Annotated in this window: 18 protein-coding genes; 10 read left to right on the top strand and 8 right to left on the bottom strand. The window is 70.6% G+C overall.

What is annotated here, in order from left to right; translation table 11 throughout:
• Nucleotides 1–109 precede the first annotated feature (109 nt).
• From FB600_RS22445 to FB600_RS22435, 3 genes are read left to right on the top strand one after another with little or no spacing between them, the layout of a single operon-like run.
• A complete protein-coding gene (locus FB600_RS22445; RefSeq protein ID WP_145757362.1) occupies nucleotides 110–1,093 on the top strand; it encodes a PRC-barrel domain-containing protein in 984 nt (327 codons plus the stop codon).
• Entirely contained in the window at nucleotides 1,090–2,358 is a 1,269-nt protein-coding gene (locus FB600_RS22440) for an MFS transporter (RefSeq protein ID WP_096750411.1), read from the top strand. Before FB600_RS22445 ends, FB600_RS22440 begins: the two co-directional genes overlap by 4 nt.
• A gap of 17 nt (nucleotides 2,359–2,375) precedes the next feature.
• Nucleotides 2,376–2,999: an FUSC family protein gene (locus FB600_RS22435; protein WP_013698929.1), complete on the top strand. Its 624-nt coding sequence runs from the start codon at nucleotides 2,376–2,378 to the stop codon at nucleotides 2,997–2,999.
• A 106-nt stretch (nucleotides 3,000–3,105) separates the two neighbouring features.
• Here FB600_RS22435 and FB600_RS22430 read toward each other — a convergent pair whose 3' ends face one another.
• The gene (locus FB600_RS22430) at nucleotides 3,106–3,522 is read right to left on the bottom strand and encodes an RcnB family protein (RefSeq protein WP_013698930.1); all 417 of its coding nucleotides are present in this window, start codon (nucleotides 3,520–3,522) and stop codon (nucleotides 3,106–3,108) included.
• Between the two features lie 105 nt (nucleotides 3,523–3,627).
• On the bottom strand, nucleotides 3,628–5,412 hold the full coding sequence (msbA, locus tag FB600_RS22425; RefSeq protein WP_025096514.1) for a lipid A export permease/ATP-binding protein MsbA: 1,785 nt from the start codon (nucleotides 5,410–5,412) through the stop codon (nucleotides 3,628–3,630).
• 198 nt (nucleotides 5,413–5,610) lie between these two features.
• On the opposite strand from msbA, the gene FB600_RS22420 reads away from it, so the two are divergent.
• From FB600_RS22420 to FB600_RS22410, 3 genes are all read left to right on the top strand, one after another.
• A complete protein-coding gene (locus tag FB600_RS22420; RefSeq protein ID WP_013698932.1) occupies nucleotides 5,611–6,378 on the top strand; it encodes a glycosyltransferase family 2 protein in 768 nt (255 codons plus the stop codon).
• Between the two features lie 104 nt (nucleotides 6,379–6,482).
• Nucleotides 6,483–7,325, top strand: a complete 843-nt coding sequence (locus tag FB600_RS22415) for a glycosyltransferase family 2 protein (RefSeq protein WP_145757361.1) — start codon at nucleotides 6,483–6,485, stop codon at nucleotides 7,323–7,325.
• A 70-nt stretch (nucleotides 7,326–7,395) separates the two neighbouring features.
• Nucleotides 7,396–8,682 (top strand): O-antigen ligase family protein, encoded by a 1,287-nt coding sequence (locus FB600_RS22410; RefSeq protein ID WP_098153777.1) that lies wholly within the window; start codon nucleotides 7,396–7,398, stop codon nucleotides 8,680–8,682.
• A 24-nt stretch (nucleotides 8,683–8,706) separates the two neighbouring features.
• Here FB600_RS22410 and FB600_RS22405 read toward each other — a convergent pair whose 3' ends face one another.
• Together FB600_RS22405 and dnaE are read right to left on the bottom strand one after the other, a co-directional pair.
• Complete coding sequence (locus FB600_RS22405; RefSeq protein ID WP_145757360.1) at nucleotides 8,707–9,894, bottom strand: glycosyltransferase family 9 protein; 1,188 nt, start codon at nucleotides 9,892–9,894, stop codon at nucleotides 8,707–8,709.
• Nucleotides 9,895–10,070: 176 nt separating this feature from the next.
• Nucleotides 10,071–13,616: a DNA polymerase III subunit alpha gene (gene dnaE, locus FB600_RS22400; RefSeq protein ID WP_145757359.1), complete on the bottom strand. Its 3,546-nt coding sequence runs from the start codon at nucleotides 13,614–13,616 to the stop codon at nucleotides 10,071–10,073.
• A 258-nt stretch (nucleotides 13,617–13,874) separates the two neighbouring features.
• Between dnaE and FB600_RS22395 the strand changes: the two genes are divergently transcribed.
• On the top strand, nucleotides 13,875–14,759 hold the full coding sequence (locus FB600_RS22395) for a sulfurtransferase (RefSeq protein WP_047839277.1): 885 nt from the start codon (nucleotides 13,875–13,877) through the stop codon (nucleotides 14,757–14,759).
• A 37-nt stretch (nucleotides 14,760–14,796) separates the two neighbouring features.
• Nucleotides 14,797–15,690, top strand: coding sequence for a tRNA glutamyl-Q(34) synthetase GluQRS (gluQRS, locus tag FB600_RS22390; protein WP_096750406.1), 894 nt, complete (start codon nucleotides 14,797–14,799; stop codon nucleotides 15,688–15,690).
• 97 nt (nucleotides 15,691–15,787) lie between these two features.
• On the opposite strand, the gene FB600_RS22385 is transcribed toward gluQRS, so the two are convergent.
• The 4 genes from FB600_RS22385 to purT form a co-directional block, all read right to left on the bottom strand.
• A complete protein-coding gene (locus FB600_RS22385; RefSeq protein WP_096750405.1) occupies nucleotides 15,788–17,245 on the bottom strand; it encodes a DEAD/DEAH box helicase in 1,458 nt (485 codons plus the stop codon).
• 224 nt (nucleotides 17,246–17,469) lie between these two features.
• Nucleotides 17,470–17,853 carry an MliC family protein gene (locus tag FB600_RS22380; RefSeq protein ID WP_098153774.1) on the bottom strand — a complete coding sequence of 128 codons (384 nt, stop codon included), beginning with the start codon at nucleotides 17,851–17,853 and terminating at the stop codon, nucleotides 17,470–17,472.
• A gap of 50 nt (nucleotides 17,854–17,903) precedes the next feature.
• Nucleotides 17,904–18,065 carry a DUF6726 family protein gene (locus tag FB600_RS22375; protein WP_017919513.1) on the bottom strand — a complete coding sequence of 54 codons (162 nt, stop codon included), beginning with the start codon at nucleotides 18,063–18,065 and terminating at the stop codon, nucleotides 17,904–17,906.
• Nucleotides 18,066–18,229: 164 nt separating this feature from the next.
• Nucleotides 18,230–19,444, bottom strand: coding sequence for a formate-dependent phosphoribosylglycinamide formyltransferase (gene purT, locus FB600_RS22370; RefSeq protein WP_096750403.1), 1,215 nt, complete (start codon nucleotides 19,442–19,444; stop codon nucleotides 18,230–18,232).
• A gap of 210 nt (nucleotides 19,445–19,654) precedes the next feature.
• On the opposite strand from purT, the gene FB600_RS22365 reads away from it, so the two are divergent.
• Together FB600_RS22365 and FB600_RS22360 are read left to right on the top strand one after the other, a co-directional pair.
• Nucleotides 19,655–20,215, top strand: coding sequence for an META domain-containing protein (locus FB600_RS22365; protein WP_096750739.1), 561 nt, complete (start codon nucleotides 19,655–19,657; stop codon nucleotides 20,213–20,215).
• Between the two features lie 169 nt (nucleotides 20,216–20,384).
• Nucleotides 20,385–24,617, top strand: a complete 4,233-nt coding sequence (locus FB600_RS22360; protein WP_145757358.1) for an FtsK/SpoIIIE family DNA translocase — start codon at nucleotides 20,385–20,387, stop codon at nucleotides 24,615–24,617.
• Nucleotides 24,618–24,863: the final 246 nt, after the last annotated feature.

The raw sequence follows: 24,863 nt of genomic DNA, 5'->3' as shown, positions 1-24,863 counted from the left end.
CCGCGCGCACAGGTTAAACTCTGGCCCTGCGCGATGCCGTCACGGCATCGGCCATCAATCGCCGCAGCGCCGTCTACCCGGCCTGCCCCGGCCCATGGAGTCCCAGTTGATGAGCGGCGGCATTCCGCGTCTAGCCATTCGTTTCCCGATCTTCGCCCGTGCCCGGGCGCCCATCCTCGCCGCGCTGCTCGCCACGCTCGCGCTGTCCGGCTGCAGCCTGTTCCGCGCCCCGCAGGCGCCCGCGCCGATCGTCGACGCGGCCGTCGAGACGCTCGACGAGGACGGCCTGCCGATCGCTACGCCCGAGCCCGCCTCCGAGGTCGAGGCTCCCGACGACGGCGCCTCGCAGCGCAAGCCGCACCGCGAGGCGCCGCGCCCGCGGGTGGTCAAGCGCCCCTCGCCGCCGCCCCCGCCGCCTCCGCCCCCGCCGGCCCCGCCGCCGCTGATCCAGACGCGCACCATCGAGCGCAACCAGGTGCATTCGCTGCTCGACAGCGAGGTGCGGCGCCGCGACGGCAAGGTGATCGGCCGCGCGGTCGACATGATCGCCGACTCGGCCGGCAAGCCGAATCGGATGATCGTCAACCTGCAGGGCTTCATGGGCATCGGCGACCGCAAGGTCAGCTTCCCGTGGCGCCTGTTCCGCTTCACGCCGGGCGGGCGCAGCCAGCCGATCCTGCTCGACGTGCCGGCCGGCGAGCTGCCGCCGGCCGACCGCCCCAAGGCGGTGTCGCTGAGCGGCTCCTCGCATGCCGACGAGACGCCGGGCCTGATGCCGATCGTCGATGCCGACGTGCAGCGCGGCAACGGCACCGAAATCGGCCGCGTGGTCGACGTGCTGATCGACCGCGATGCGCAGCCGCAGGCGGTGGTGCTGGATCTCGGCGGCCTGGTGAACCCGGATCGGCGCACCATCGCCGCGAGCTGGTCGGCGCTGCGCTTCGCGCCGAAGGACAAGTCGCTGCGCGCCCTGCTCGACCTGTCCGACGCCCAGCTGAAGGCCTCGCCGCCCTACCAGGCCGACAAGCCGGTGATCGCCGTATCGCCGCCCGCCGCGACGCCGGCCTCCAGCAGCGCGGGTGCCAATCGATGACGGGCGGCAACACGGTCAGCATCCGCAGCCTGCGCTCCCTCGACTGGCTCAACTTCTTTGTCGCGAACGTGCAGACGGGCTTCGGGCCGTTCATCGCCTCCTATCTCGCCTCGCACAAGTGGACCCAGGGCGAGATCGGCCTGGTGCTGTCGATCGGCACCATCAGCGCGATGGTCAGCCAGGTGCCGGGCGGCGCCGCGGTCGACGCGCTGAAGAACAAGAAGGGCGCGGCCGCCTGGGCGATCGCGGCCATCATCCTGTCGGCGGTGCTGCTCGCCAGCAGCCCGACCATCGTCCCGGTGATGGCGGCCGAGGTGTTCCACGGCTTCGCCAGCTGCATGCTGACGCCGGCCCTGGCGGCCATCTCGTTCGCCCTGGTGGGGCGCGCCAACCTCGGCGACCGGCTCGGCCGCAACGCGCGCTGGGCCTCGATCGGCAGCGCGGTGGCGGCGGGACTGATGGGATTGACGGGCGAATACATCTCGGCGCGCGCGGTGTTCTGGCTGACCGCCGCGATGGCCATGCCGGCGCTGGTCGCGCTGGCGATGATCCAGCCCACCCACACGGTGGTGGCGCCCACCACGGGGCGCGCGCGCGATGCCGTCGAGGGCGAGCGCGAGACCATCTTCGACCTGCTGCGCGACCGCCGCATGCTGGTGTTCGCGGCCTGCGTGGTGCTGTTCCACCTGTCCAACGCGGCGATGCTGAACCTCGCCGCGGGCGAGGTGACGGCCGGCATGGGCGACAACGTGCAACTGGTGATCGCGGCCTGCATCATCGTCCCGCAGGCGATCGTGGCGATGCTCTCGCCCTGGGTCGGCCGCTCCGCGCAGCGCTGGGGGCGCCGGCCGATCCTGCTGCTCGGCTTCGCCGCCCTGCCGGTGCGCGCCCTGCTGTTCGCCGGGGTCGGCAGTCCCTACCTGCTGGTGCCGGTGCAGATGCTCGACGGCATCAGCGCGGCGGTGTTCGGCGTGATGCTGCCGCTGATCGCGGCCGACGTGGCCGGCGGCAAGGGCCGCTACAACCTCTGCATCGGCCTGTTCGGGCTGGCCGCCGGAATCGGCGCGACGCTCAGCACCACGCTGGCCGGCTTCGCGGCCGACCACTTCGGCAACACCATGAGCTTCTTCGGACTGGCCGTGGCCGGCGCGCTGGCGGTGGCGCTGGTGGCGGTGGCGATGCCGGAGACGCGCGATGCCGGGCTCGACGATCCGGGCCCGGACGACACCTCCGGCAGCGCCGATACGCCGGCGAAGACGGCCTGAGCGCGAGGCGGGACGCGATGGACACGATCCGCACGCTCGACGAGACGCGCCGCCAGATCCAGCAGTCGCTGGCCTCGCTGTTCAAGGGCATGTCGCTGCGCCAGCGCGCGGCCCAGGGCGCGGTGATGGCCCTGCAGGCCGTGTGCGGCGCCTGCCTCGCCTACGGGATCGGCCTCGCGCTGCATTCGGAGCAGGCGGTGTGGGCGGCCGTCACCGCGATCGCCGTGACCCAGCATCAATACGCGGACACCATGAACCTGTCGCGCGACCAGTTCATCGGCGCGATGGTGGGCGGCGTGCTCGGCTTCGCCGGCGCCGCGCTCGGCCATGCCAACGCCGGCATGCACGTGCTGGCCTACGCGGTCGCGATCGCCGCCACCATCGTGATCTGCTGGTGCCTCGACGTGGGCAGCGCCGCGCGCCTGGGCGGCGTGACCGCCACCATCGTGATGCTGTTTCCCGGCAATGGCCCGCTGTGGGACATCCCGCTGATCCGGCTGGGCGAGGTCACGCTGGGCACGGTCTGCGCGCTGCTGGTGTGCGCGGTGCTGGCGCGCATCGAGCGCTGGTGGTGGCCGGCGCACTGCCACGAAGCGCCCGACCAGGCGGATCGGAAAACCGGGCCGCCGCCCGCGCGATGACACCGCGCGTGCTCGCCGCGCTCGCGACACCATGAAAAATGCCCGCTCGACGCGGGCATTTTTTTCTGGCGAGCCGGGTTCCCGGCAGCGAGGTCCGAGGGGGCGCTCAGGGGCCGATGCTCAGCACGATGCCGGTGCCGATCTGTACCTGCAGATGGTCGCCGCCGATCCCGACCCACTGGTAACCGCGGCGCGGCGGCGGCAGGTTGTAGCTGCGCCAGTCGTCGATCACGTACTGGCGGTCCCGGTACTCGCTCGGCAGGCGATCGCCACGATGCCAGTCGCGATGGCCTTCGATGAAACCGCCGGGCGGTTCGTCGCGCGGCGCGGGACGCATCGGCGGGTGGCCGGCCGTGCCGCCATGGCCGGGATGCGGATGATGCTGGCCCGGACCGCCGGGGCCGCCATGGTCGCCGGGGCCGGGACCGTGGTCGCCGCCATGGGGCGGCTGCTGCGCGAACGCGAGCGAGGAAGCCAGTGAACCGGTGAGCCACACCGCGAGCAGCCATCGAGACGTCTTCATGTCGTTTCTCCCAGGTTGGCCGGCCGTGTGGTCGGCCGACACCGGAAGACTAGCATGGGGACGGATGCCGGGGCGTGACAGGCCTCCCGGGCAACCGGAGCTCGCTCAGGCGGCCTGCTGCTGGAACTGGATGCGATGCAGGTGCGCGTAGAGCCCGTTGCGGCGCAGCAGCTCGTCGTGGCTGCCTTCCTCGGCGATGCGGCCCGCCTCGAGCACCAGGATCCGGTCGGCGCGCTCGATGGTCGACAGCCGGTGCGCGATGACGAGCGTGGTGCGCCCTTCCATCAGCCGCTCCAGCGCGGCCTGCACGTGCCGTTCGGATTCCGAATCGAGCGCCGAGGTGGCCTCGTCGAGGATCAGGATAGGCGCGTCCTTGTAGATCGCGCGCGCGATCGCCAGGCGCTGGCGCTGGCCGCCCGACAGGCGCATGCCGTTGCCGCCGATCAGCGTGTCCATGCCCTCGGGCATCGCCGCCACCATCTCGGCCAGGTTGGCGGCCTCGAGCGCGGCCTGCACGCGCTCGCGATTCGGGGTGCCGCCATAGGCGACGTTGGCCGCGATGCTGTCGTTGAACAGCACCACGTCCTGGCTGACCATCGCCAGCTGGCTGCGCAACGCATGCACGTCGTAGTCGACGATCGGCACGCCGTCGACCAGGATCGCGCCGTCGGTGGCGTCGAAGAAGCGCGGCAGCAGGTTCACCAGGGTCGACTTGCCGCCGCCCGAGGGCCCGGCCAGCGCCACCATCTCGCCCGGCGCGACCTTGAAGGAAATCCGGTCGAGCGTGGGGCGCTCGCTCGCGCCGTAGTCGAAGGACACCGCGCGGTATTCGATCTCGCCGCGCGCCTGGGCCAGCGGCCGGCCGCCGCCCTTGGGCTCGAGCGGCTCGTCGATCAGGCCGAAGATCAGCTCGGCGGCCGTCATGCCGCGCTGCAGCGGCTGGTTCACGTCGATCAGGTGCTTGAGCGGCGAGATCACCAGCAGCATCGAGGTGACGAAGGCCACGAAGCCGCCCACCGTGGTCTGGTCGTTGGCCGACTGCACCACCGCGATGGTGATCACGATCGCCAGCGCGATCGAGGACAGGAACTGCGTGATCGGCTGGGCCAGGCCGCCCGAGATCGTCATGCGCATCGCGTAGCCGCGCAGGCGCTTGCTCATCGCCGTGAAGCGGTCCATCTCGTAGCGCTCGCCGTTGTGGGTCTTGACCACCTTGTAGCCGGCCACGGTCTCCTCGACGATGTAGGACAGCTCGTTGGTCAGCGTCTGGTGCTCGCGGTTCAGGCGCCGCAGGCGGCGGTTGATCTTGCTGACCAGCCAGCCGATGCCGGGCAGGATCACCGCGACGATCAGCGTGAGCTGCCAGTTCAGGTAGAACAGGTAGCCGAGCAGGAAGATCACCGTCATCGAGTCGCGCACCAGGGTGATCATCACGCCGGTCAGCACGCTGAGGATCTGGTTCACCTCGAACACCACCGCGTTGATCACGGTGCTGGCCGTCTCGCGCTGGAAGAACGAGGCGCTGGTGTGGATCATGCGCTCGAACATCTCCAGCCGCAGCTTCAGCAGGATCCGGTTCGAGACGTAGTTGAGCAGGTAGTTCGAGGCGTATTGCGCGACGCCGCGCACCAGCGCCAGGCCGATGATCGCGGCCGGCACGAACCACTTGGCGCGTTCGCTGCTGTGCGCGCCGAAGCCGTGGTCGAGCAGCGGCTTGAGCATGGCGGGAATCCCGGCCTCGGTCGCCGCCACCACGCCCATCGCGACGATCGCCAGCACGATGATCAGGATCAGCGGGCGGATATACGGCCAGAGGCGGCGCATCACCGCCTGCGGCGAGGTGTTGGCGCCCGTGCCGATCGACTTGCGCAGGGTGTTCTGGGTTTCCAAATCAGGTCCTTCCAGGTTGCCGCGCGAATTCGCGGCGCTATGCTCGACGACGAATCGCCGCACATCAAAAAATTGGCGAAACATTATAGCCTTCCGCCCATCCAGAAACCGGGGCCGGAAGAAGGCCGCGGCGGCGCCGCCGGGGGGCGCCGGGGGTATACTCGCGCGCACCGCCTGTCTCGCTTCCGACTCTCCCGCATGGCCGAACCCACTCTCGGCGTCGCGCTGATCGCGCTGAACGCCGCCGCCCGCCTCTCCGACTGCCTCGCCTCGCTCGATTTCGCCGACGAGGTGGTGCTGATCGACGGCGGCAGCACCGACGCGACCGTCGAGATCGCCCGGGCCCACGGCGCGCGCGTGGTGGTCGAGCCCGACTGGCCCGGCTTCGGGCCGCAGAAGAACCGCGCGATCGCCCAGTTGTCGACCGACTGGATCCTCTCGCTCGACACCGACGAGGTGGTCACGCCCGAGCTGGCCGCCGCGATCCGCGCCGCGATCCGCGCGCCGGGCGCCGACATGTACGCGATCGACCGTCTGTCGAGCTTCTGCGGCAGCTGGATCAGGCACAGCGGCTGGTATCCCGACTGGATTCCGCGGCTGTTCAGGCGCGGCACGGCGCGCTTCTCCGACGACCTGGTGCACGAACGGCTGATCCACGACGGCCCCGCCGCGCGCCTCACCGGCAAGCTGCTGCATTACTCCTACGAGGACTTCGAGGCGGTGCTGCGCAAGCTCGACAGCTATTCGAGCGCGGGCGCCAGGCAACGCCACGCGGCCGGCCAGCGCGGCGGCTTCGGCAAGGCGCTGGGCCGCGGCGCCTGGGCCTTCGTGCGCACCTACTTCCTGCGGCGCGGCTTCCTCGACGGGCGCGCCGGCTTCATGATCGCGGTGTTCAACGCCGAGACGGTCTACTACCGTTTCCTCAAGCTCGGCGCACGCGCCGCCGGCAAGCCGCCCCGCGCCTGACCGGGCGGCGCGCGCGACGGGACGGGTACAATGCGGGCCACCCGTCGCGCAGCACGCCGGCCCGAGCCGGCCATGCCCGACCTCCGTTCCCGAAGCCGATCGCCATGTTCTCCATCCTCATCCCGACCTGGAACAACCTCCCGTACCTGCAATGCGTGATCGCGAGCCTGCGCCGCCATTCGGCACATGATCACCAGATCATCGTGCACGTCAACGACGGCTCGGACGGCACGCTCGACTGGGTTCGCCAGGAAGGCATCGAGCACACGGCCTCGCCCGCCAACATCGGCATCTGCCACGCGGTGAACCTGGCCGCGGCGCGCGCCACGCGCGAGTACATCGTCTACATGAACGACGACATGGCCGTCTGCCCGGGCTGGGATATGGCGCTGGCGGCCCGCATCGCAGGCCTGCCCTCGAACCTGTTCATGCTGTCGGGCACCATGGTCGAGCCGGTCGACACCGGCAACCCCTGCGTGGTGGTGCGCGATTTCGGCCGCGACGCCGCCGCGCTCGACCTCGACGCGCTGGCCGCCGCCACGCCGGGCCTGAAGCGCGCCGACTGGCTCGGCGCCACCTGGCCGCCGACCCTCGTGCATCGCGACTGGTGGCACCGCGTCGGCGGCTACAGCAGCGAACTGAGCCCGGGCATGAGCAGCGACAACGACCTGTCGATGAAGATGTGGGATGCCGGCTGCCGGATCTTCCTCGGCGTCGGCGACAGCCTGGTCTATCACTTCCAGCAGAAGAGCACCGGCAAGATCGTGAAGAACGACGGCCGCCGCCAGTTCCTCAACAAGTGGGGCATGACGCAGGCCACCTTCGACCGCTACTACCTGCGCCGCGGCCAGCCCGCCGGTGCCACGCTGGCGCTGGCCGAGCCGCCGCTCGACGGCCGCCTCAAGCGTGCGCTGCTGCGCTCGCGCCTCAAGCGCGCGTTCTCCTGATCCCGCCGACCTGCCCGCGCGTCGCGCCATCCACGCGCGGCGCCGCTGATTCCCGCGAAGGTTCCCGCCGATGTCCTCGATCGCCCCGCAGCCCGCGCTCCCGAGCCGCCGGCTGACGCTCGCCCGCGCGCTCGCGATCCTCGCGATGTGCATGGTGCCCGTCTCCACCGCGCTGACCAACGTGTTCTGCGCCCTCTTCGCGCTGGCGGTGCTGAGTGCGCCGGAATGCTGGCGCGGCCTGCCGGCGCTACCGCGCCAGGGCGCCGCGCTGGCCGCCCTGCTGCTGCTCGCCGCGCTGGCCGCGAGCGTGGCCTGGTCGGTCGCGCCGGCGCACGAGGGCTGGCAATGGGTCGCCAAGTACGACAAGCTCCTGCTGCTGCCCTTCGCGGTGCTTGCCTTTCGCGATGCCGCGCCGAGCTGGGCCGCGATCGCGCGCTGGAGTCTGTTCGCGACCCTGGTCGCGGTGCTGCTGCTGGCCACCAGCAACTTCCTGGGCCTGAGCCGGATCGGCCCGCTCTATGAAGCCGGGCTGCCGACTTCCCGCGCCTGGGTGTTCAAGAACCACATCGCGGCCGGCATGTTCGGCGCGCTGCTGTTCTACCAGGCAGCCGACCTGATGCTGGCCGCGCGTGCCGCGCGCGCGCGGATCGCGCTGGGCGCGATCGCGGCGCTGGCGCTGGTGTATGTCTATGTGATGCTGCAGGGGCGCACCGGCCAGGTGATCGGCCTGCTGCTGGTGGCGGTGATCGCCTGGCGCGTGCTGGGCCGCCTGCGCCGCCGCTCGCCCAAGCTCGCGGCGGCGGCCGCGCTGCTGTTCGTGCTGGCCGCGCTGGCCGGCGCCGGCCTGGTGCTGACGCGCCACGACAGCCGCCTGATGCAGGTCGCCGGCGAAGTGCAGGCCTACCGGCAGACCGATGCGGCCACCTCGTCGGGCCTGCGCCTGGCCTGGTACCAGCGCGCGCTCGGGCTCTATGCCGAGCGCCCCCTGGTCGGCTACGGCGTGGCCGGGCTCGGCGTGGAATTCAAGCGCCTGGCGGCCGGCAAGACCCTCGCCGAAGCCAGGCTGACCGAGAATCCGCACAACGAATACCTGCTGATGGCCGTGCAGCTCGGCACGCTAGGCCTCGCGCTGTTCATCAACCTGCTGGTGCAGGCATGGCGCGCGAGCCGCTCGCTGGACGCGCGCTCGCGCCATCTGCTGCTGGCCTGGCTCACGATCTTCACGATCGGCTGCGGCGCGAACTCGCTGCTGCTCGATTTCTCGGAAGGGCACCTGTTCGTGCTGCTGGCCGGGATCCTGATCGGCTGCGGCTATCGATCCGAAGGCGCGCCGCGCGCGGCCCTGGAACGCGCCTGAGGCGCTGCGCGAGCCGGCGCCCGCTCAGGCGGCCGGCCGCACCAGATGGAGGGTGTTGACCACCTGCGAAGGCGCCGAGCGCGCCGCCTCGGCCGGCAGGCCGAGCATCTCGGCCGCGACCGCCGCCACGCGCGCGGTCGACATCTGCAGCAGGCAGTCGCTGTAGCTGCCGACATGACGCTCGCAGCCTTCCTTGCGGCAAGGCACGCAGCTGCCCTCGCCCTGCAGCAGGAACACCTGGCCGCGACGCCCCGAACCCACCAGCGGCCAGGGATTGCCCTCGCCGCGCCAGCCTTGCGGCCAGGGGCCCCAGCGCACCGGGTCGGACGGCCCGAACAGCGCGATCACGGGCGTGCCGGTGGCCGCGGCCACGTGGGTGGCGCCGGTATCGGGGCCGACGAACAGCCTGGCGCGCCGCACCAGCTCGGCGCTCTCGCCGAACGACAGGCGCCCGACCAGGTTCAGCACCTCGCCGCCGGCCGCCGTCGCGATCTGCTCGGCATATTCGCGCTCGTTCGCGGCGGGACCGCCGCTCAGGGCGATCGCGTAGCCCAGGCCGCGCAACCAGCCGATCAGCTCGACCCAGCCATCGCGACGCCATTGCTTGTAGGCGAACATCGGATAAGGGTGCAGCACCACCAGCGGCTGCCCCGCGGCGATCGCGGGCGAACTGGCGAGCAGCGCGTCGAAGCGCTCGCGCTGCGCGGGATCGCCGCCGAGCCCCGGCGCGACCACCTCGGGCACCGGTTCGACGCCGATTGCCGGCGCCAGCGCCAGCGTGCTGATCACGGTGTGTTCGTGCTGGTGATCGTTGATCGCGATCCGGTTCAGCAGGAAACGCGTCCAGAGGTTGACGCGATTCGGATCGACCAGGCCCACGCGCCGCCGCCCGGCGAACCAGGTGTAGTAGCGCGGCCGATCCGAGCTGAGCGCCGCGCAGGCCAGATCGTAGCGGCGCCAGAGCCGCGCCGCGTCGCGCAGGCGCTCGCCGAGCCCGGCGCGCTGTGCCACCACGATCACGCGACGGATGTCCGGATTGCCCTCGAGCACGCCCTCGGTGCCGCGAAACACCAGCATGTCGATCGGCGTATCGGGCCAGCGTGCCTTCAGCGAGCGGACGATCGGCGTGGTCAGCAGCACGTCGCCGATACGGCGCGTCGCGACGACCAGGATGCTCTCGGGACGGCGATCAGGGGGAAACAGGACGGCCACGGTCTGGGTTCTGGTGTGGTGGGGAACGAGGCTCGCACTGTACTCGATTCCGCGGCGCCCCGCGTGGGAAGCGGGCACGGCGCGCGCCGGAAGCGGCGGCGAGGCCAGCGGATGAAAACGGGCGGCGGCAGACACAGCGAATCGGCCCGGTCGAATGACCGGGCCGATCTCGTGCCTCAGTAGGCGATCTCCACCGTGCCGTCGCCGAAGATGGCGCGCAGCTCGGCCAGCAGCGTATCGCTCGGCTTGACGCGCCAGGCATCGCCCAGCCGCATCTCGCCCTGCGCGCGCGCGTTGTTGTAGAGGATCTGCACGGCCAGCCCGTTCGGCATCGGCATCGGCGCGCGGCGACCGCCATCGCGTCCCTCGCGCCCGCCGCGGGACGGCGCCGGCGCCGGTGCCGCGACGGCCGGCGCGGCTTCGGCCTTGGCCACATGCGGCTCCAGCACGCGACGCAGCGCGGCCGCGTCGGCATTACCGTTCATGGTCATGCGCACGGCCTGCGCGTAGCGGCTGCGCGCGCGCTCGAGATCCATCACCGCGTCGGCCGTGAAGCGGATCCCGCCCGTGAACGCGTCGTTGCGCGCCTGGCCCTGCACGATCAGCAGCTCGTCTTCCTTGAACAGGCCGCGGTTCGCGTCGAACTGCTCGTTGAACACCGTGATCTCGCACTGGCCGGTGCCGTCGTCTAGCAGCGCGATGATCATCTTGCCGCGTTGCGTCATCTGGGTGCGCAGCGAGGCGATCACGCCGGCCACCAGCTTGTCGCGCCCTTCCTTCAGCTCGCCGAGCTTCATGCGCGCGAAACGGCGGACTTCCTCGCGATAGGCGTCAAACAGGTGCCCCGACAGGTAGAAACCGAGCGCGCCCTTTTCCTCCTGCAGACGACGCTTCTCGTCCCAGGCCGGTTCGTCCACCAGCGCATGCGCGTGCGGCGACTCGGCGCCCATGTCGAACAGGCCGGCCTGCATCGCGTTGGCCTCGGCCTGGTCGGCCGCTTCCATGGCGAGCGGCACCGAGGCGATCAGTTGCGCGCGGTTCGGCGTCAGCACGTCGAAGGCGCCGGCGCGGATCAACGCCTCCACGGTGCGGCGGTTGACGAGGCGGCGGTCGATCCGTTCGCAGAAATCGAACAGGTCCTTGAACGCGCCGCCTTCCTTGCGCGCCCGCAGGATCTCCTCGATCGCGTTCTGGCCGCTGCCCTTGACGGCGCCCAGGCCGTAGCGGATCGTCTTCGAGCGCTTGCCGTCGGCTTCCGCGACCGGCTCGAAGCGGTATTCGGACTGGTTGATGTCGGGCGGCAGCACCTTCAGGCCATTGAGCTCGCAATCGTCGAACAGGATCTTCACCTTGTCGGTGTCGTCCATCGCGAGCGTCATGTTGGCCGCCATGAATTCGGCGGGATGATGCGCCTTCAGCCAGGCGGTGTAGTAGGCGAGCAGCGCGTAGGCGGCCGCGTGCGACTTGTTGAAGCCGTAACCCGCGAACTTCTCCATCAAGTCGAAGATCTCGTCCGACTTCTCGCGCGTGAGGCCGTTCTTCGCGGCGCCCTCGGCGAAGATCTCGCGGTGCTTGACCATCTCCTCGGGCTTCTTCTTGCCCATCGCGCGACGCAAGAGATCGGCGCCGCCCAGCGAGTAGCCGCCGATGATCTGCGCCATCTGCATCACCTGCTCCTGATAGACCATGATGCCGTAGGTCTCTTTCAGGACCGGCTCGACGCGCGGATCCGGGTACTCCACCTTCTCGCGGCCGTGCTTGCGGGCGCAGAAGCTCGGGATCAGGTCCATCGGGCCCGGCCGGTACAAGGACACGAGCGCGATGATGTCCTCGAAGCGGTCGGGCTGGGCGTCCTTCAGCATGCCCTGCATGCCGCGGCTTTCCAGCTGGAACACGGCGACCGTGTTCGCTTTCTTGAGGATCTGGAACGAGGCAGGATCGTCGAGCGGGACCTGGGCCAGCGACCAGTCGGCCTTGGCCGGATCGAGCCGGCGGATGAAGCGCTCGGCCCAGTCGAGGATGGTGAGGGTGGTCAGGCCCAGAAAGTCGAACTTCACCAGCCCGACCGCCTCGACATCGTCCTTGTCGTACTGGCTGACCACGCCGCCGTCGTCGCCTTGGGCGTACAAGGGGCAGAAATCGGTCAGCTTGCCCGGCGCGATCAGCACGCCGCCGGCGTGCATGCCCACGTTACGCGTGAGGCCCTCGACTCGCTGCGCGAGATCGAGCAGCTGATGGACCTCGTCCTCGTTGTCGTAGCGCTCCTGCAGCAGCGGCTCTTCCTTCATCGCGTCGGCGATGGTGACATGCTTGCCCGGCTTGAACGGAATCAGCTTGGCCACGCCGTCGGTGAACATGTAGCCGAGGTCGAGCACGCGCCCGATGTCGCGCACGGCCGCCTTGGCGGCCATGGTGCCGAAGGTGGCGATCTGCGAGACCGCGTCGGCGCCGTACTTCTCCTTCACGTACTGGATCACGCGATCGCGGCCGTGCTGGCAGAAGTCGATGTCGAAGTCGGGCATCGAGACCCGCTCCGGATTCAGGAAGCGCTCGAACAGCAGGTTGTAGCGCAGCGGATCGAGATCGGTGATGCCCAGCGAATAGGCCACCAGCGAGCCCGCGCCCGAGCCGCGGCCCGGGCCGACCGGCACGCCGTTGTTCTTGGCCCAGTTGATGAAGTCCGCCACGATCAGGAAGTAGCCGGGGAAGCCCATCTTCTTGATCGTGTTGCATTCGAATTCGAGGCGCTGGTAGTAGGTCGCGCGCTGCGCGTCCCGCTCGGCCTCGTCGGGGAACAGTTGCACCAGGCGCTTCTCGAGCCCTTCCTGCGAGAGCTGGACCAGGTAGTCGTCGAGCGACATGCCGTCCGGCGTCGGGAACAGCGGCAGCTTGGGCTTGCCGAGCTCGAGCTTGAGGTTGCAGCGCTTGGCGATCTCGACCGTGTTCTGCACCGCCGAGGGGATGTCGGCGAACAGCTCGGCCATCTCGGCCTGGGTGCGGAAGCGTTGTTCGATGGTGAAGCGCTTCTGGCGGCGCGGATTGGCGAGGATGTCGCCTTCCGAGATGCAGACGCGCGCCTCGTGCGCGGTGAAATCCTCGTCGCCCATGAACTGCAGCGGATGCGTGGCGACCACCGGCAGCTGCAGCTCGGCCGCGAGCTTGGCGGCTTCCTGCACATAGGCCTCGCCGCCGGGCTGGCCGTAGCGCTGCAGCTCGATGTAGAAGCCGCCAGGGAACACGCGGGCCCAGCGCTGCGCATGGCGGCGCGCGGCCTCGGCGTTGCCGGCCGCCAGCGCGATGCCGATATCGCCCTGCTGCGCGCCCGACAGCGCCAGCAGGCCCTGGCCGAGCTCGGATTCGAGCCATTGCGCGTCGACCTCGGCGCGGCCGCGATACTGGTTGGTGAGCCAGGCCTTCGAGAGCAGCTCGCAGAGATTCAGGTAGCCGGCCTTGTCGCGCACCAGCAGCAAGAGGCGCGAGGGCTTGTCGCGATCGTCGTGGTTGGTGATCCAGACATCGCAGCCGGCGATCGGCTTGACACCCTTGCCGCGGGCTTCCTGGTAGAAACGGACGAGACCGAATGCATTGCCGAGATCGGTGAGGGCGAGCGCGCCCTGACCGTCGGCGACCGCCGCCTTGACCAGGTCGTCGAGGCGCACGATGCCGTCGGCAATCGAGAATTCGGAGTGAACGCGAAGATGGACGAAACGGGGATCTGACATGGGCGTTATTGTAGCCGCGTCACGACGACGACAACGCCCGCGCGCGGCAAAAATCGACGCAGCCGGCCATCCGGCCAGGCCGGGCCTGGGCTGCGACATCCTGCCTCCATCGCCCGGCCGACTGGTTTGCCGGCGCGTTTGCGGGATAATACGGGTTTGCTCATTCACGCGGCGGCCTGCCGCACGGTATCGCACCCCATTTGCGCCGGCCCCGGCGCCCGCGCGAGCCGTGCCCGCCCCGCTTCATCCCGGTTCATCATGTCCATCGTCAACCTCGCCGCCTACCGCTTCGTCACGATCGAATCGCCCGAAGCCTGGCGGCCGCTCGTCACCGAGCGCTGTCAGTCGCTCGGGCTGCGCGGCACGATTCTGCTCGCCCCCGAGGGCATCAACCTGTTCATCGCCGGCCCGCGCGAGGCCACCGACGCGTTCGTCGCCTATCTGCGCGAGGATGCGCTGTTCGCCGGCAAGTTCGCCGACCTGCAGTTCAAGGAAAGCCTGTCCGATTCGCAGCCGTTCCGGCGCATGCTGGTGCGCATCAAGCGCGAGATCATCACCATGAAGAAGCCGGCGATCCAGCCGGAACTGGGCCGCGCGCCCTCGGTGGACGCCCGCACGCTGAAGGCCTGGCTCGACCGGGGCCATGACGACGAAGGCCGGCCGGTGGTGATGCTCGATACGCGCAATGCCTTCGAGGTCGACGTCGGCACCTTCGACCAGGCGCTCGACTACCGCATCGACAAGTTCAGCGAATTCCCGGCCGTGATCGACGCGAACCGCGCCGATCTCGAAGGCAAGACCGTGGTGTCGTTCTGCACCGGCGGGATCCGCTGCGAGAAGGCCGCGATCCACATGAAGGACATCGGCATCGACCACGTCTACCAGCTCGAGGGCGGCATCCTGAAGTATTTCGAGGAAGTCGGCGGCGCGCATTACCACGGCGACTGCTTCGTGTTCGACTACCGCACCGCGCTCAACCCGAAACTGGAGCCGACCGCCGACGTGACCTGCTTCGCCTGCCGCGCCGTGGTGTCGGCCGAGGACCAGCAATCACCGCAGTACGTGCCGGGCCGCTCCTGCCCGGCCTGCGCGACGGCCCAGCCGGCCGGCGCGGCCAAGCCGGCTGCCCGTCCGGCAGCCTGAGCCCGGGCCGCGCCTCATCTCCCCGCCAGGGTCTCGCTTGACACCACGCTATCGCGGCCGTTTCGCGCCCTCGCCCACCGGCCCGCTGCATTTCGGCTCGCTGGTCGGCGCGCTCGCCAGCTGGCTCGACGCGCGCGCCCACGCGGGCGACTGGCTGGTGCGCATCGAGGACGTCGACGGCCCGCGCACGGTGCCCGGCGCCGCGCGGGAAATCCTCGCCACGCTCGCCGCCTTCGGCCTGAACCCCGACGAACCGCCCATCTGGCAGAGCCGGCGCGACGCCGAATACACGGCCGCGCTCGACGCGTTGACGGCGGCGGGCCATGTCTACCCTTGCGGCTGTACGCGCAAGGAGATCGCCGACTCGCTGCGCGCCGCGCACGAGCGCCACACCACGCTGGCCTATCCCGGCACCTGCCGCGACGGCCTGCATGGCAAGCCGGCCCGCGCCTGGCGGCTGCGGGTGCCCGACGGCACGGCGGCCGTGATCGGCTTCGACGATCGCTGGCAGGGCCGGCAGTCGCAGGATCTCGCCACCGAGGTCGGCGATTTCGTGCTCAGGCGTGCCGACGGCCAATGGGCCTACCAGCTCGCCGTGGTGGTCGACGATCGCGATGCCGGCATCACCCACGTGGTGCGCGGCGTCGACCTGCTCGATTCGACGGCACGGCAGATCCATCTCCAGCGCTGCCTCGGCGCGCCGACGCCGGCCTATCTGCATGTGCCCGTGGTGGTCGACGCGAACGGCGAGAAGCTCAGCAAGCAGACCGGCGCCAGCGCGCTCGACGCCTCGGCGCCGCTGGCCTCGCTGAAGGCCGCGGCAGATCATCTGGGGCTTGGGCTGGCGCCATCCGCGCGCGCCTCGCTCGATGCCTTCTTCTCGGCCGCCACGGCCGCCTGGGCCGCTCGTTTCGGTCCCGGCGCGCGCTGAGCGCGCCTTACGCCGCGCCGCGTTTTTCCCCCGCCAAACGGAAACGGGCGGATGCTCTCGCATCCGCCCGTTTTCAGGCTTTCAGGCCGGATTCCGCTCAGGAAGACGTGCGGCGCGGCATGCCGAAGCCGCCCAGCAGCGCGGCCAGCGGCTGCTTCGACTTCTTCTCGCTCGATGCCGGCTGCTTGGTCGCCTCCTCGGGCTCGCGCGCGCTCGGCGACGGCTCGTAGGGCTTCAGGAAGAACTCGTCGACCGGCGCCTCGCGACGCGAATGGTGGTGATGCGTGCGCTCGCCGCCATGCCCGTGCGAACGGCGCGGGCCGCGCGATTCGTCGCGATCGCGGCTGCGCTCGCTGCGTTCGCCACGTTCCTGGCGCGCGCGCACCGGGGCGTCGACCGCGAGCGGCTGCAGCGGCAGCTCGCGCTTGATCAGCTTCTCGATATCGGCCAGTTGCTTGCGCTCGTTCGGGCTGCACAGCGACAGCGCGTCGCCCGAGGCACCCGCGCGGCCGGTCCGGCCGATGCGGTGCACGTAATCCTCGGCGCTGAAGGGCAGATCGAAGTTGATCACGGCCGGCAGCTCGGCGATGTCCAGGCCGCGTGCGGCCACGTCGGTGGCGACCAGCGCCTCGACCTCGCCGCGCTTGAAGGCATCCAGCGCCTGCATCCGCTCGTTCTGGGAGCGATCGCCGTGGATCGCCGTGGCGACCACACCGTCGCGCTCGAGCTGGCGCGCCAGGCGGCTCGCGCCGATCTTGCTGTTGCAGAACACGATCACCTGCTTGAGCGAGCGATCGCGGATCAGCTTGACCACCGCGGCCTGCTTGTCGCCCTCGGCGATCTCGTAGACCACCTGCGTGACATTGGTGGCCGTCGCATTGCTGCGCGCCACCTCGATGGTCTGCGGGTTGCTCAGGTAGGTCGAGGCCAGCTTCTTGATCTCGGGCGAGAAGGTGGCCGAGAACAGCAGGGTCTGGCGCTGCTTGGGCAGCAGGTTCAGGATCCGCTGCAGGTCGGGCAGGAAGCCCATGTCGAGCATCCGGTCGGCCTCGTCGAGCACCAGCATCTGCACCTGGCCGAGGTTGGCCGTCTTCTGCTGCACGTGGTCGAGCAGGCGGCCCGGCGTGGCGATCAGGATCTCGACGCCGCGTCGCAGCTCGGCCATCTGCGGGTTCATGTCGACGCCGCCGAACACCACCGCGCTGCGCAGCGCCGTGTGCTTCGCGTAGGCATGCACGTTGGCGGCCACCTGGTCGGCCAGCTCGCGCGTCGGCGTGAGGATCAGCGCGCGCACCGGGTGGCGTGCCGGCGAGGCGCTGCTGTTGGCCTGCGGCAACAGGCGCTGGATGATCGGCAGCGAGAAGCTGGCGGTCTTGCCGGTGCCCGTCTGCGCGGCGCCCATCACGTCGCGCCCGGACAGCACGACCGGAATCGCCTTGGCCTGGATCGGCGTCGGCGTCGTATAGCCCTGCTCCGCAATGGCCTTCAGAATGTCGGGCGCGAGGCCGAACTGATCGAAAGTTGCGTCGACGGACGTGGCTGCTGAATCGGACATGGTTGGCGTTTCGCTCAAATGGCGCGGCGGGAATTCGGGTGTGGCCGGGCCGATTGCCGGTGGCCGCACGAACAACACGGTGGAATGAATGACGGAACTGCTGCGACGCGCCGCGCGACGCCGCCACGGCGCCGGGTCGAACCCGGCGCGCCGCCCCGTGCGGCCGAACGCCGACGGAAAGGGCAGTATTGTAGCACTGGCCCGTGACGGCGCCCCTCGGCGCCTCAGGGACGCTTGCGGCGGCCCTGGATCTCCTGGCAGTCCGCCAGCAGCGGCGCCGCCGAGCTGCCGGCGATCTCGTCGCTCAGCGTGGCGGCCGGCCCCTTGGTCCACCAGGTGTAGCGGCCAGCCTGGTAGCGCGCGCCCGAGGCCGACAGCGTGTCGACGAACAGCATCGGCTGGCCGTTCACCGGCACCAGCGCGAAACTCTGGCCGTTGCGGGCCAGCCAGTAGGCGACCCGCACCGGCCGCGCCTGGTTCGCGCACTGGTAGCGGGTGAAGCTGCGCGCGTCGGTATCGATTTCCTCGACGGTCAGCTGCGCGGCCTGGGCCGCCGATATGCCCGCGAGTCCGGCCAGCAGGCCCACGGCGAAAATGATGCGCTTCATGCGCGTGCTCCTTGCCCCTGCACGGGCGCTGCCATGCTTGGCCAACTCAATCAGGGATCGATCACGCCGGCACAGGCATCGGTCGGCGCGGCCGCCACATGGCCGACCACCGGCACGATCTTGAGGCCGGCCGACGCGACCCGGCACGGCGCCGCGGCCAGGCCGCAGCCCGACACCGCCAGGCACAGCGTCGCGATAAGTACCCATTTCATCTCGAGACTCCTCGGCCGCAGCGTTTGGCCGCCGCGGCCTTCGATACGGTTTGCGCGAAATCGGGCCGGGTCGATGCACGCCTTCCCGGCACGGAAAAACACGCACGCCCCGCTTCCACCCGGCTGGACCGGCACCTTTCCCGCCCCAGCCCGGCCGTGCCGCCTCAGCGCGCGGACACGGGCCGGACCGCCGCCGCGGCCCGCTTGGCGCGCTCGCGCGCCTCGTCGACATCGGCGCCGATCGCCACCGCCACGCCCATGCGACGCTTGGTGAAGCTCTCGGGCTTGCCGAACAGGCGCAGGTCGACGCCCGGCACGGCCAGCGCCTCGGCCACGCCCTCGAAGGCGATTCCGGCCTCGTCCAGGCCGCCGTAGATCACCGCCGAGGCGGCCGGTGACGTGAGGGCCGGATCGACCGGCAGGCCGAGGATGGCACGCGCATGCAGCTCGAACTCCGACTGCCGCTGCGAGGCCAGCGTCACCAGCCCCGTGTCGTGCGGACGCGGGCTGACCTCGGAGAACCAGACTTCGTCGCCGCGCACGAACAGCTCGACGCCGAACAGGCCGCGCCCGCCCAGGGCCGTCGTCACTTGGTGTGCGATCTCGCGCGAACGTTCCCGGGCAATCGGGCTCATCGGCTGCGGCTGCCAGGATTCCACGTAGTCGCCGGCGACCTGCAGGTGGCCGACCGGGTCGCAGAAATAGGTCCGGGTTTCCTTGCTGGCCGGGTCGATCGCGCGCACCGTGAGCTGGGTGATCTCGTAGTCGAAATCGATGAAACCCTCGACGATCACGCGGCCGTGGTTCACGCGCCCGCCCGCCATCGCATGCTGCCAGGCCGGCTCGACATCGGCCTCGCCGCGCAGCACCGACTGTCCCTTGCCCGAGGACGACATCACCGGCTTGACCACGCAGGGAAAACCGATCGAGGCCACCGCGACGCGGAATTCCTCGATGGACTGCGCGAACGCGTAGGGCGAGGTCGGCAGGCCGAGCTCCTCGGCCGCCAGGCGGCGGATGCCCTCGCGGTTCATGGTGAGCTGGGTGGCGCGCGCGGTCGGGATCACCTCGGCGAGGCGCTCGGACTCGATCGCGGCCAGCGCGTCGGTGGCGATCGCCTCGATCTCGGGCACGATCAGGTGCGGCTGCTCGGCCTCGACCAGCGCGCGCAGCGCGGCCGCGTCGGTCATGTCGATCACGTGCGCGCGATGCGCGACCTGGTGGCCGGGCGCGTTCGCGTAGCGATCGACAGCGATCACTTCGACGCCGAGGCGCTGCAACGCGATGATGACTTCCTTGCCGAGTTCGCCGGCGCCCAGCAGCATGACGCGCGTGGCGGAGGGCGAGAGCGGCGTACCGAGCCGCTGACCGATCTGCATGAGATTTCCCGCTGAAAAGATTGGGGTGAAGACGTGGATACGACCAAGGCGCGATGTTAACACGCAGCTTCGGCGCGAACCGGCCTGCAGGCGACGACGCAACCGGCTACAGAACGTTTCGCGCCGCCGATGGTCGGCTCGCCTCGCGCGCTCCGACTGCGTTACTCTTACACCTTTGCCAGCATCACCATGAATTCGAGGAACGAGGCCATGCATAAACCTTCCGCGGCCGCGCGCACGCGCCCCAGCTTCGTCCGTTCGCTGCGCGCGCCGCTGGCCGCGATCTCGCTGGCCGCGCTGGCCGCCTGCGCGATCCCGACCCACCCCGATTCCTCCGCCCCGCCCTCCGATCCGTTCAACCCCGCCGCGATCCAGCTGATCGACGACACCAGCTGGCAGTTGGCGAGCTGGCGCAATGCCGACGGCACGCAGCGCGAACTGCCGCCGCAGGATCAGGGCACGAACCGCCAGCCGGCCGTGCCGACGCTGACGCTGTCGACCGCCGACGGCGTGCGCCGCGCCTCGGGCTTCTCGGGCTGCAACCGCTTCGGCGGCACCTATGCCGTGAAGAACGGGCTGCTCAGCTTCGGGCCGCTGGCCGGCACGCGCATGGCCTGCCCGAACAGCGCCGGCGGCAAGCTGGAGGCGCCGTATCTCGACGCGCTCGCGCACGTCACCAAGGCCGGCCTGCAGATGCAGGCGCCGCAACAGCTCTATCTGGTCACGCAGGATGGCGCGACGCTGACATTCTCCCGTCGCGACACTCCGTGATCCTGTCGAGATGCGCGGCCGCATCACGCGCCTCGGCAACAGGTAATACAACAGGCAAGGCACAAGATCCTTCCGGCTCGCGGCCCGCGCGCGCGGGCCGGATGCACCGGACGCTCAAACCCGACGGGCCGCGCGCGGCGCCCGTCCTCGTGATCCCACGTTTCCAGGTATGCATACGGTAGTTTTCGGCTGGTTCGGTATTTCGGCCGTCTGGTTCATTCCCCTCGTCTGGCGGCTCGTCAAGGGCATGCTGCCGGGTGGCGCCAAGGGCGGCTCGATCCGTCTGTGGCTCGGCTTCGCGAGCGTGTTCGTCGCGAGCTGCACGCTCGCCACCGCCCTGCCCGGCGACGCCGGCACCGACCGCTTCGGCCAGTTGCTCGCCACCGGCTTCGAGCACGTGTTCGGCCATATCGGCACGCCGCTGGTGATGGTGGTGTTGCTGGTGGCCGGCCTGCCCTGGCTGTTCGGGCTCGACTGGCATACCACCAACGACTGGCTCGACGCCTCCTTCGGGTTCCGCCTGGGCCGCGGTTCGCGGCGCGACGAGGACGAGCCGCGCTCGGTGGCCGACCTGCCGCGCAGCGCCCTGCACCGCGACGAGGACCGCCGCGTGCGGCGCGCCGGCGACGTGCAGCCCTCGACGGCGAACACCGTCAACTCGATGGCGCCCAAGCGCAACGGGCGCTTCGCGCGGCCGACGCTGTGGCGGCCCGATCCGAAGCGCGACACGGCGCGCGATGCGCGGCGCGAACCGCGCCGCGAGGAGCCGCGCGGCTGGACCCCGCCGCCCACCACGCGGGCGCCGATGGTCGAGCCGTCCGCGCCGGCAGGCTGGCTGAACCAGGCCGGCCGGCCGAATTCCGGCATCGTCGGCGGCAGCACGGCGGGCATCGCGGCCGGACTCGCCGCGGGCGCGGCAGCCGCGAGCTCCGCCAAGGCCGCCTCGGCCGCCGGTTCCGCGGCCATGGCCGCGCCGCCCGTGCCGCCGCCCTTCGTGCCGTCCTCGGTGACGATGCCGCCGGCTTCGCCCAATCTCGCCTCGTCGGCGGTGCAGGCCGCCCAGGCGGTCAAGGTGCTGCAGGAGCGCTACCCGTCCACGCGCCGCGCCGCGCCGGCCGCCGCCCCGATCCGACCGGTGGTACCGCCGATCGCCCAGCCGGCCCGCCCCGCCGCGGCCCAGAACCTGCCCGCCAGGACGCCGGCGCGCCCGGCCGCGTCGACGCAGAACGCCAACGCCGCCCAGCGCCGGCGCGTCGCGCAACCGGCGCGCGCGCCGCTCTATGCCTGGACCGACAAACCCGTGCAGCCGGTCGAACCCTCGCCGAGCCTGCAGGACACGCTGCGCTCGATCGACGCGAGCACCGCGCAATGGGCCGCGCTGGCGGGTACCACGGTCGCGCCGCGCGGCGACGCCGCCGCGGAAATCGCGGCGGGCAGCGCGCAGGCTGCCGGCATGTTCACCACGCGTGCGCCCCAGCCCGAGCTCGAGCCCGCCGCTGAAGCGGCACCGGCTCCGGCCGCGCTGGCGCCGCTGGCTGAAACACCGCTCGCGTTCGAGATGGCGACGTCGGCCGATGCCACCGCGGCTCCCGTCGCCGACCCGGCCGACCAGACCGATGACAGCGATACGGTGATCGACATCAGCACCTTCATGCCGGCCGACGCGCTGTCGCCGACGCTACCGTCGTGGGCCGCCTCCGCGTCCGATGTCATCGCCCAAACGACAGCCGAGCCGCTCGCCACGACACCGCCCGCGCCCGCTGCAAGCGAACCGGCGACCGAACCCGCCGACCACGCGTCCATCACGCGTGCAACGCCGATCGCCTTCGGCACGGCACCGGCCGAGACGAGCAGCAACGCGGCGCCGGCGGCATCGACCTCGGCTTCGCTGACGCCCAACTCGCCGGCTTCGACGGCCACGGCTACCACGTCGCTAGCGTCGTCCGCATCGGTCAAGCAAGGCATCGCCGCCACCGTCGTGTCGCCGGCCTCGCCGCCGGCGATCCCGGCCGAGCCGGCAAGGCCGTTCGCAGCGACGAAGCCCGAAGCGCAACCGACGGCGACGCAGGCCTCGGCCATCACCAGCGAGCCCACTACAGCGGCACCCACCGCGACCACGGCACCGGCGCCCGCCGCCACGGAAGCCCACGTTACGACGCCAGCGCCGGCCCCGACCCTGCCCGCGACGAACCCGGTCCCCGCGCGCCCGGCCTTCGCCGCGCCAGCGTCGCCCGCGTTCGCGGCATCGGCAAGTCCGCAAGCTGTCGACACGCCTCAGGCGCAGGTCAGCCGGAGCGAAACCTCCGCCCCGGATGCGCCTTCGCCCTCCACGTCGTCGGCGGCACCGCAACACGCCGCGGCGGTCCCGCCATGGGAATCGCTGCCCGCAGCCATCGCTCCGGCGACTTCGTCGGCCATCAGCCCGGCCACGAGCACGCCGACCGGCACCACGGCATCGATGACGACAAGCGCACCGTTCGCCACGACGCCGCCGTCCCCCGCGCCGCAGCCACCGGCGGACGAACCCGTGATCGAGCAGGAAACCGCCCCGGACGAAGGCCGCTTCACCTACACGGCCGGCGCTCCGATCTTCACGCCCGCCGGCAGCGCGACGCCGGCCGCGCCGATCATCGCGAGCCCGTCGGGCTTCAGCACCGCGACCGATACCTGGGTGGCGTCGACGTCTGAATTCACCATCGTCACACCGGCACCAAGCGAGGCCGACGCAACCACCACCAGACCCGCGTCGGGGGCGGCAGCCCCGCTCGCCATGCCTTCCGCCTTCGCCATGCCTTCCGCCTTCGCCACGCCGGCCGCCGCCCAGGCAACGCCGGCAGCCCAGGCCCCGCCCGCCCCCGCGCAACCCGCAGCGCGCGCCCCGAACCCGAACGCCTTCGAGTTCCGCGCCCCGGCCGCCTCGAACGTGGAGTTGCCCGGCCTGGACCTGCTCGAGCCCGCCTCCGACGACATGCAGCCGATCTCCGAGGCCGACCTGGCCCAGACCGGCCAGGTGATCGAGCAGCGCCTGCAGGAATTCAAGGTGCCGGTGACGGTGGTCGGCGCCTCGGCCGGCCCGGTGATCACGCGCTTCGAGATCGAGCCCGCGCTCGGCGTGCGAGGCAGCCAGATCGTCGGCCTGATGAAGGATCTCTCGCGCGGCCTGGGCCTGACCTCGATCCGCGTGGTCGAGACCATCCCCGGCAAGACCTGCATGGGCCTCGAGCTGCCCAATGCCAAGCGGCAGATGATCCGCCTGTCCGAGATCCTCGCCTCGCGCCAGTACCAGCATTCGGCCTCGCAACTGACCATCGCGATGGGCAAGGACATCGTCGGCAACCCGGTGGTCACCGACCTCGCCAAGGCGCCGCACATGCTGGTGGCCGGCACCACCGGCTCGGGCAAGTCGGTGGCGGTCAACGCGATGATCGCCTCGCTGCTCTACAAGGCCACGCCCGAGGAAGTGCGCCTGATCATGATCGACCCGAAGATGCTGGAGCTGTCGGTCTACGAGGGCATCCCGCACCTGCTCGCGCCGGTCGTCACCGACATGAAGCTGGCCGCCAACGCGCTGAACTGGTGCGTCGGCGAGATGGAGAAGCGCTACCGGCTGATGTCGGCGGTGGGCGTGCGCAACCTCGCCAGCTTCAACCAGAAGCTGCGCGACGCCGCGGCCAAGGAAAAGAAGATCGGCAACCCGTTCTCGCTCACGCCCGAGGATCCCGAGCCGCTCTCGCCGCTGCCGCTGATCGTGGTGGTGATCGACGAGCTGGCGGACCTGATGATGGTGGCCGGCAAGAAGATCGAGGAGCTGATCGCGCGGCTCGCGCAGAAGGCGCGCGCGGCCGGCATCCACCTGATCCTCGCCACCCAGCGCCCCTCGGTGGACGTGATCACCGGCCTGATCAAGGCGAATATCCCGACCCGGGTCGCCTTCCAGGTGTCCTCGAAGATCGACTCGCGCACGATTCTCGACCAGATGGGCGCCGAGTCGCTGCTCGGCCAGGGCGACATGCTGTTCCTGCCGCCCGGCACCGGTTACCCCCAGCGCGTGCACGGCGCCTTCGTGGCCGACGAGGAAGTGCACCGGATCGTCGAGTACCTGAAGCAGTTCGGCGAGCCGCAATACGAGGAAGGCATTCTCGACGGCCCGTCCTCGGATGGCGGCGGCGCGCAGGACCTGTTCGGCGACGCGCCGGACGCCGAGGCCGATCCGCTCTACGACGAGGCGGTCGCCTTCGTGGTGCGCACGCGGCGCGCCTCGATCTCCTCGGTGCAGCGCCAGTTGCGCATCGGCTACAACCGCGCCGCGCGGCTGGTCGAGCAGATGGAAACGGCGGGGCTGGTCTCGCCGATGGGCATCAACGGCAGCCGCGAGGTGCTGGCGCCGCCGCAGCCGGAATAAGGGCCGAGCGAGGGCCGAGCGGTCCGGTGGACGGCCTTCCGCTCGCCGTTCCGCGATGACGAGCGGGCCATTCCGACCTTGCCGCGAGGCGCCCGGCAAGGCACCGGAATTGCTCCGGCGCATCGTCGGCAACCGACCGCCCTCGACCGTTGCCTGCGCAACCTTCGCGCCCGCAACCTTCCTTGCGATCCCTCAAGCCATGAAAAAAACGGGCGGGCCACCCACCAGGGTGACCCGCCCGTTTCG

The sequence above is a fragment of the Burkholderia sp. SJZ089 genome (assembly GCF_007828315.1).
Classification (GTDB): Bacteria; Pseudomonadota; Gammaproteobacteria; order Burkholderiales; family Burkholderiaceae; genus Burkholderia; species Burkholderia gladioli.
Note: the sequence above shows the minus strand (reverse complement) of the source record. Positions and strands in the feature narration are given on the sequence as shown.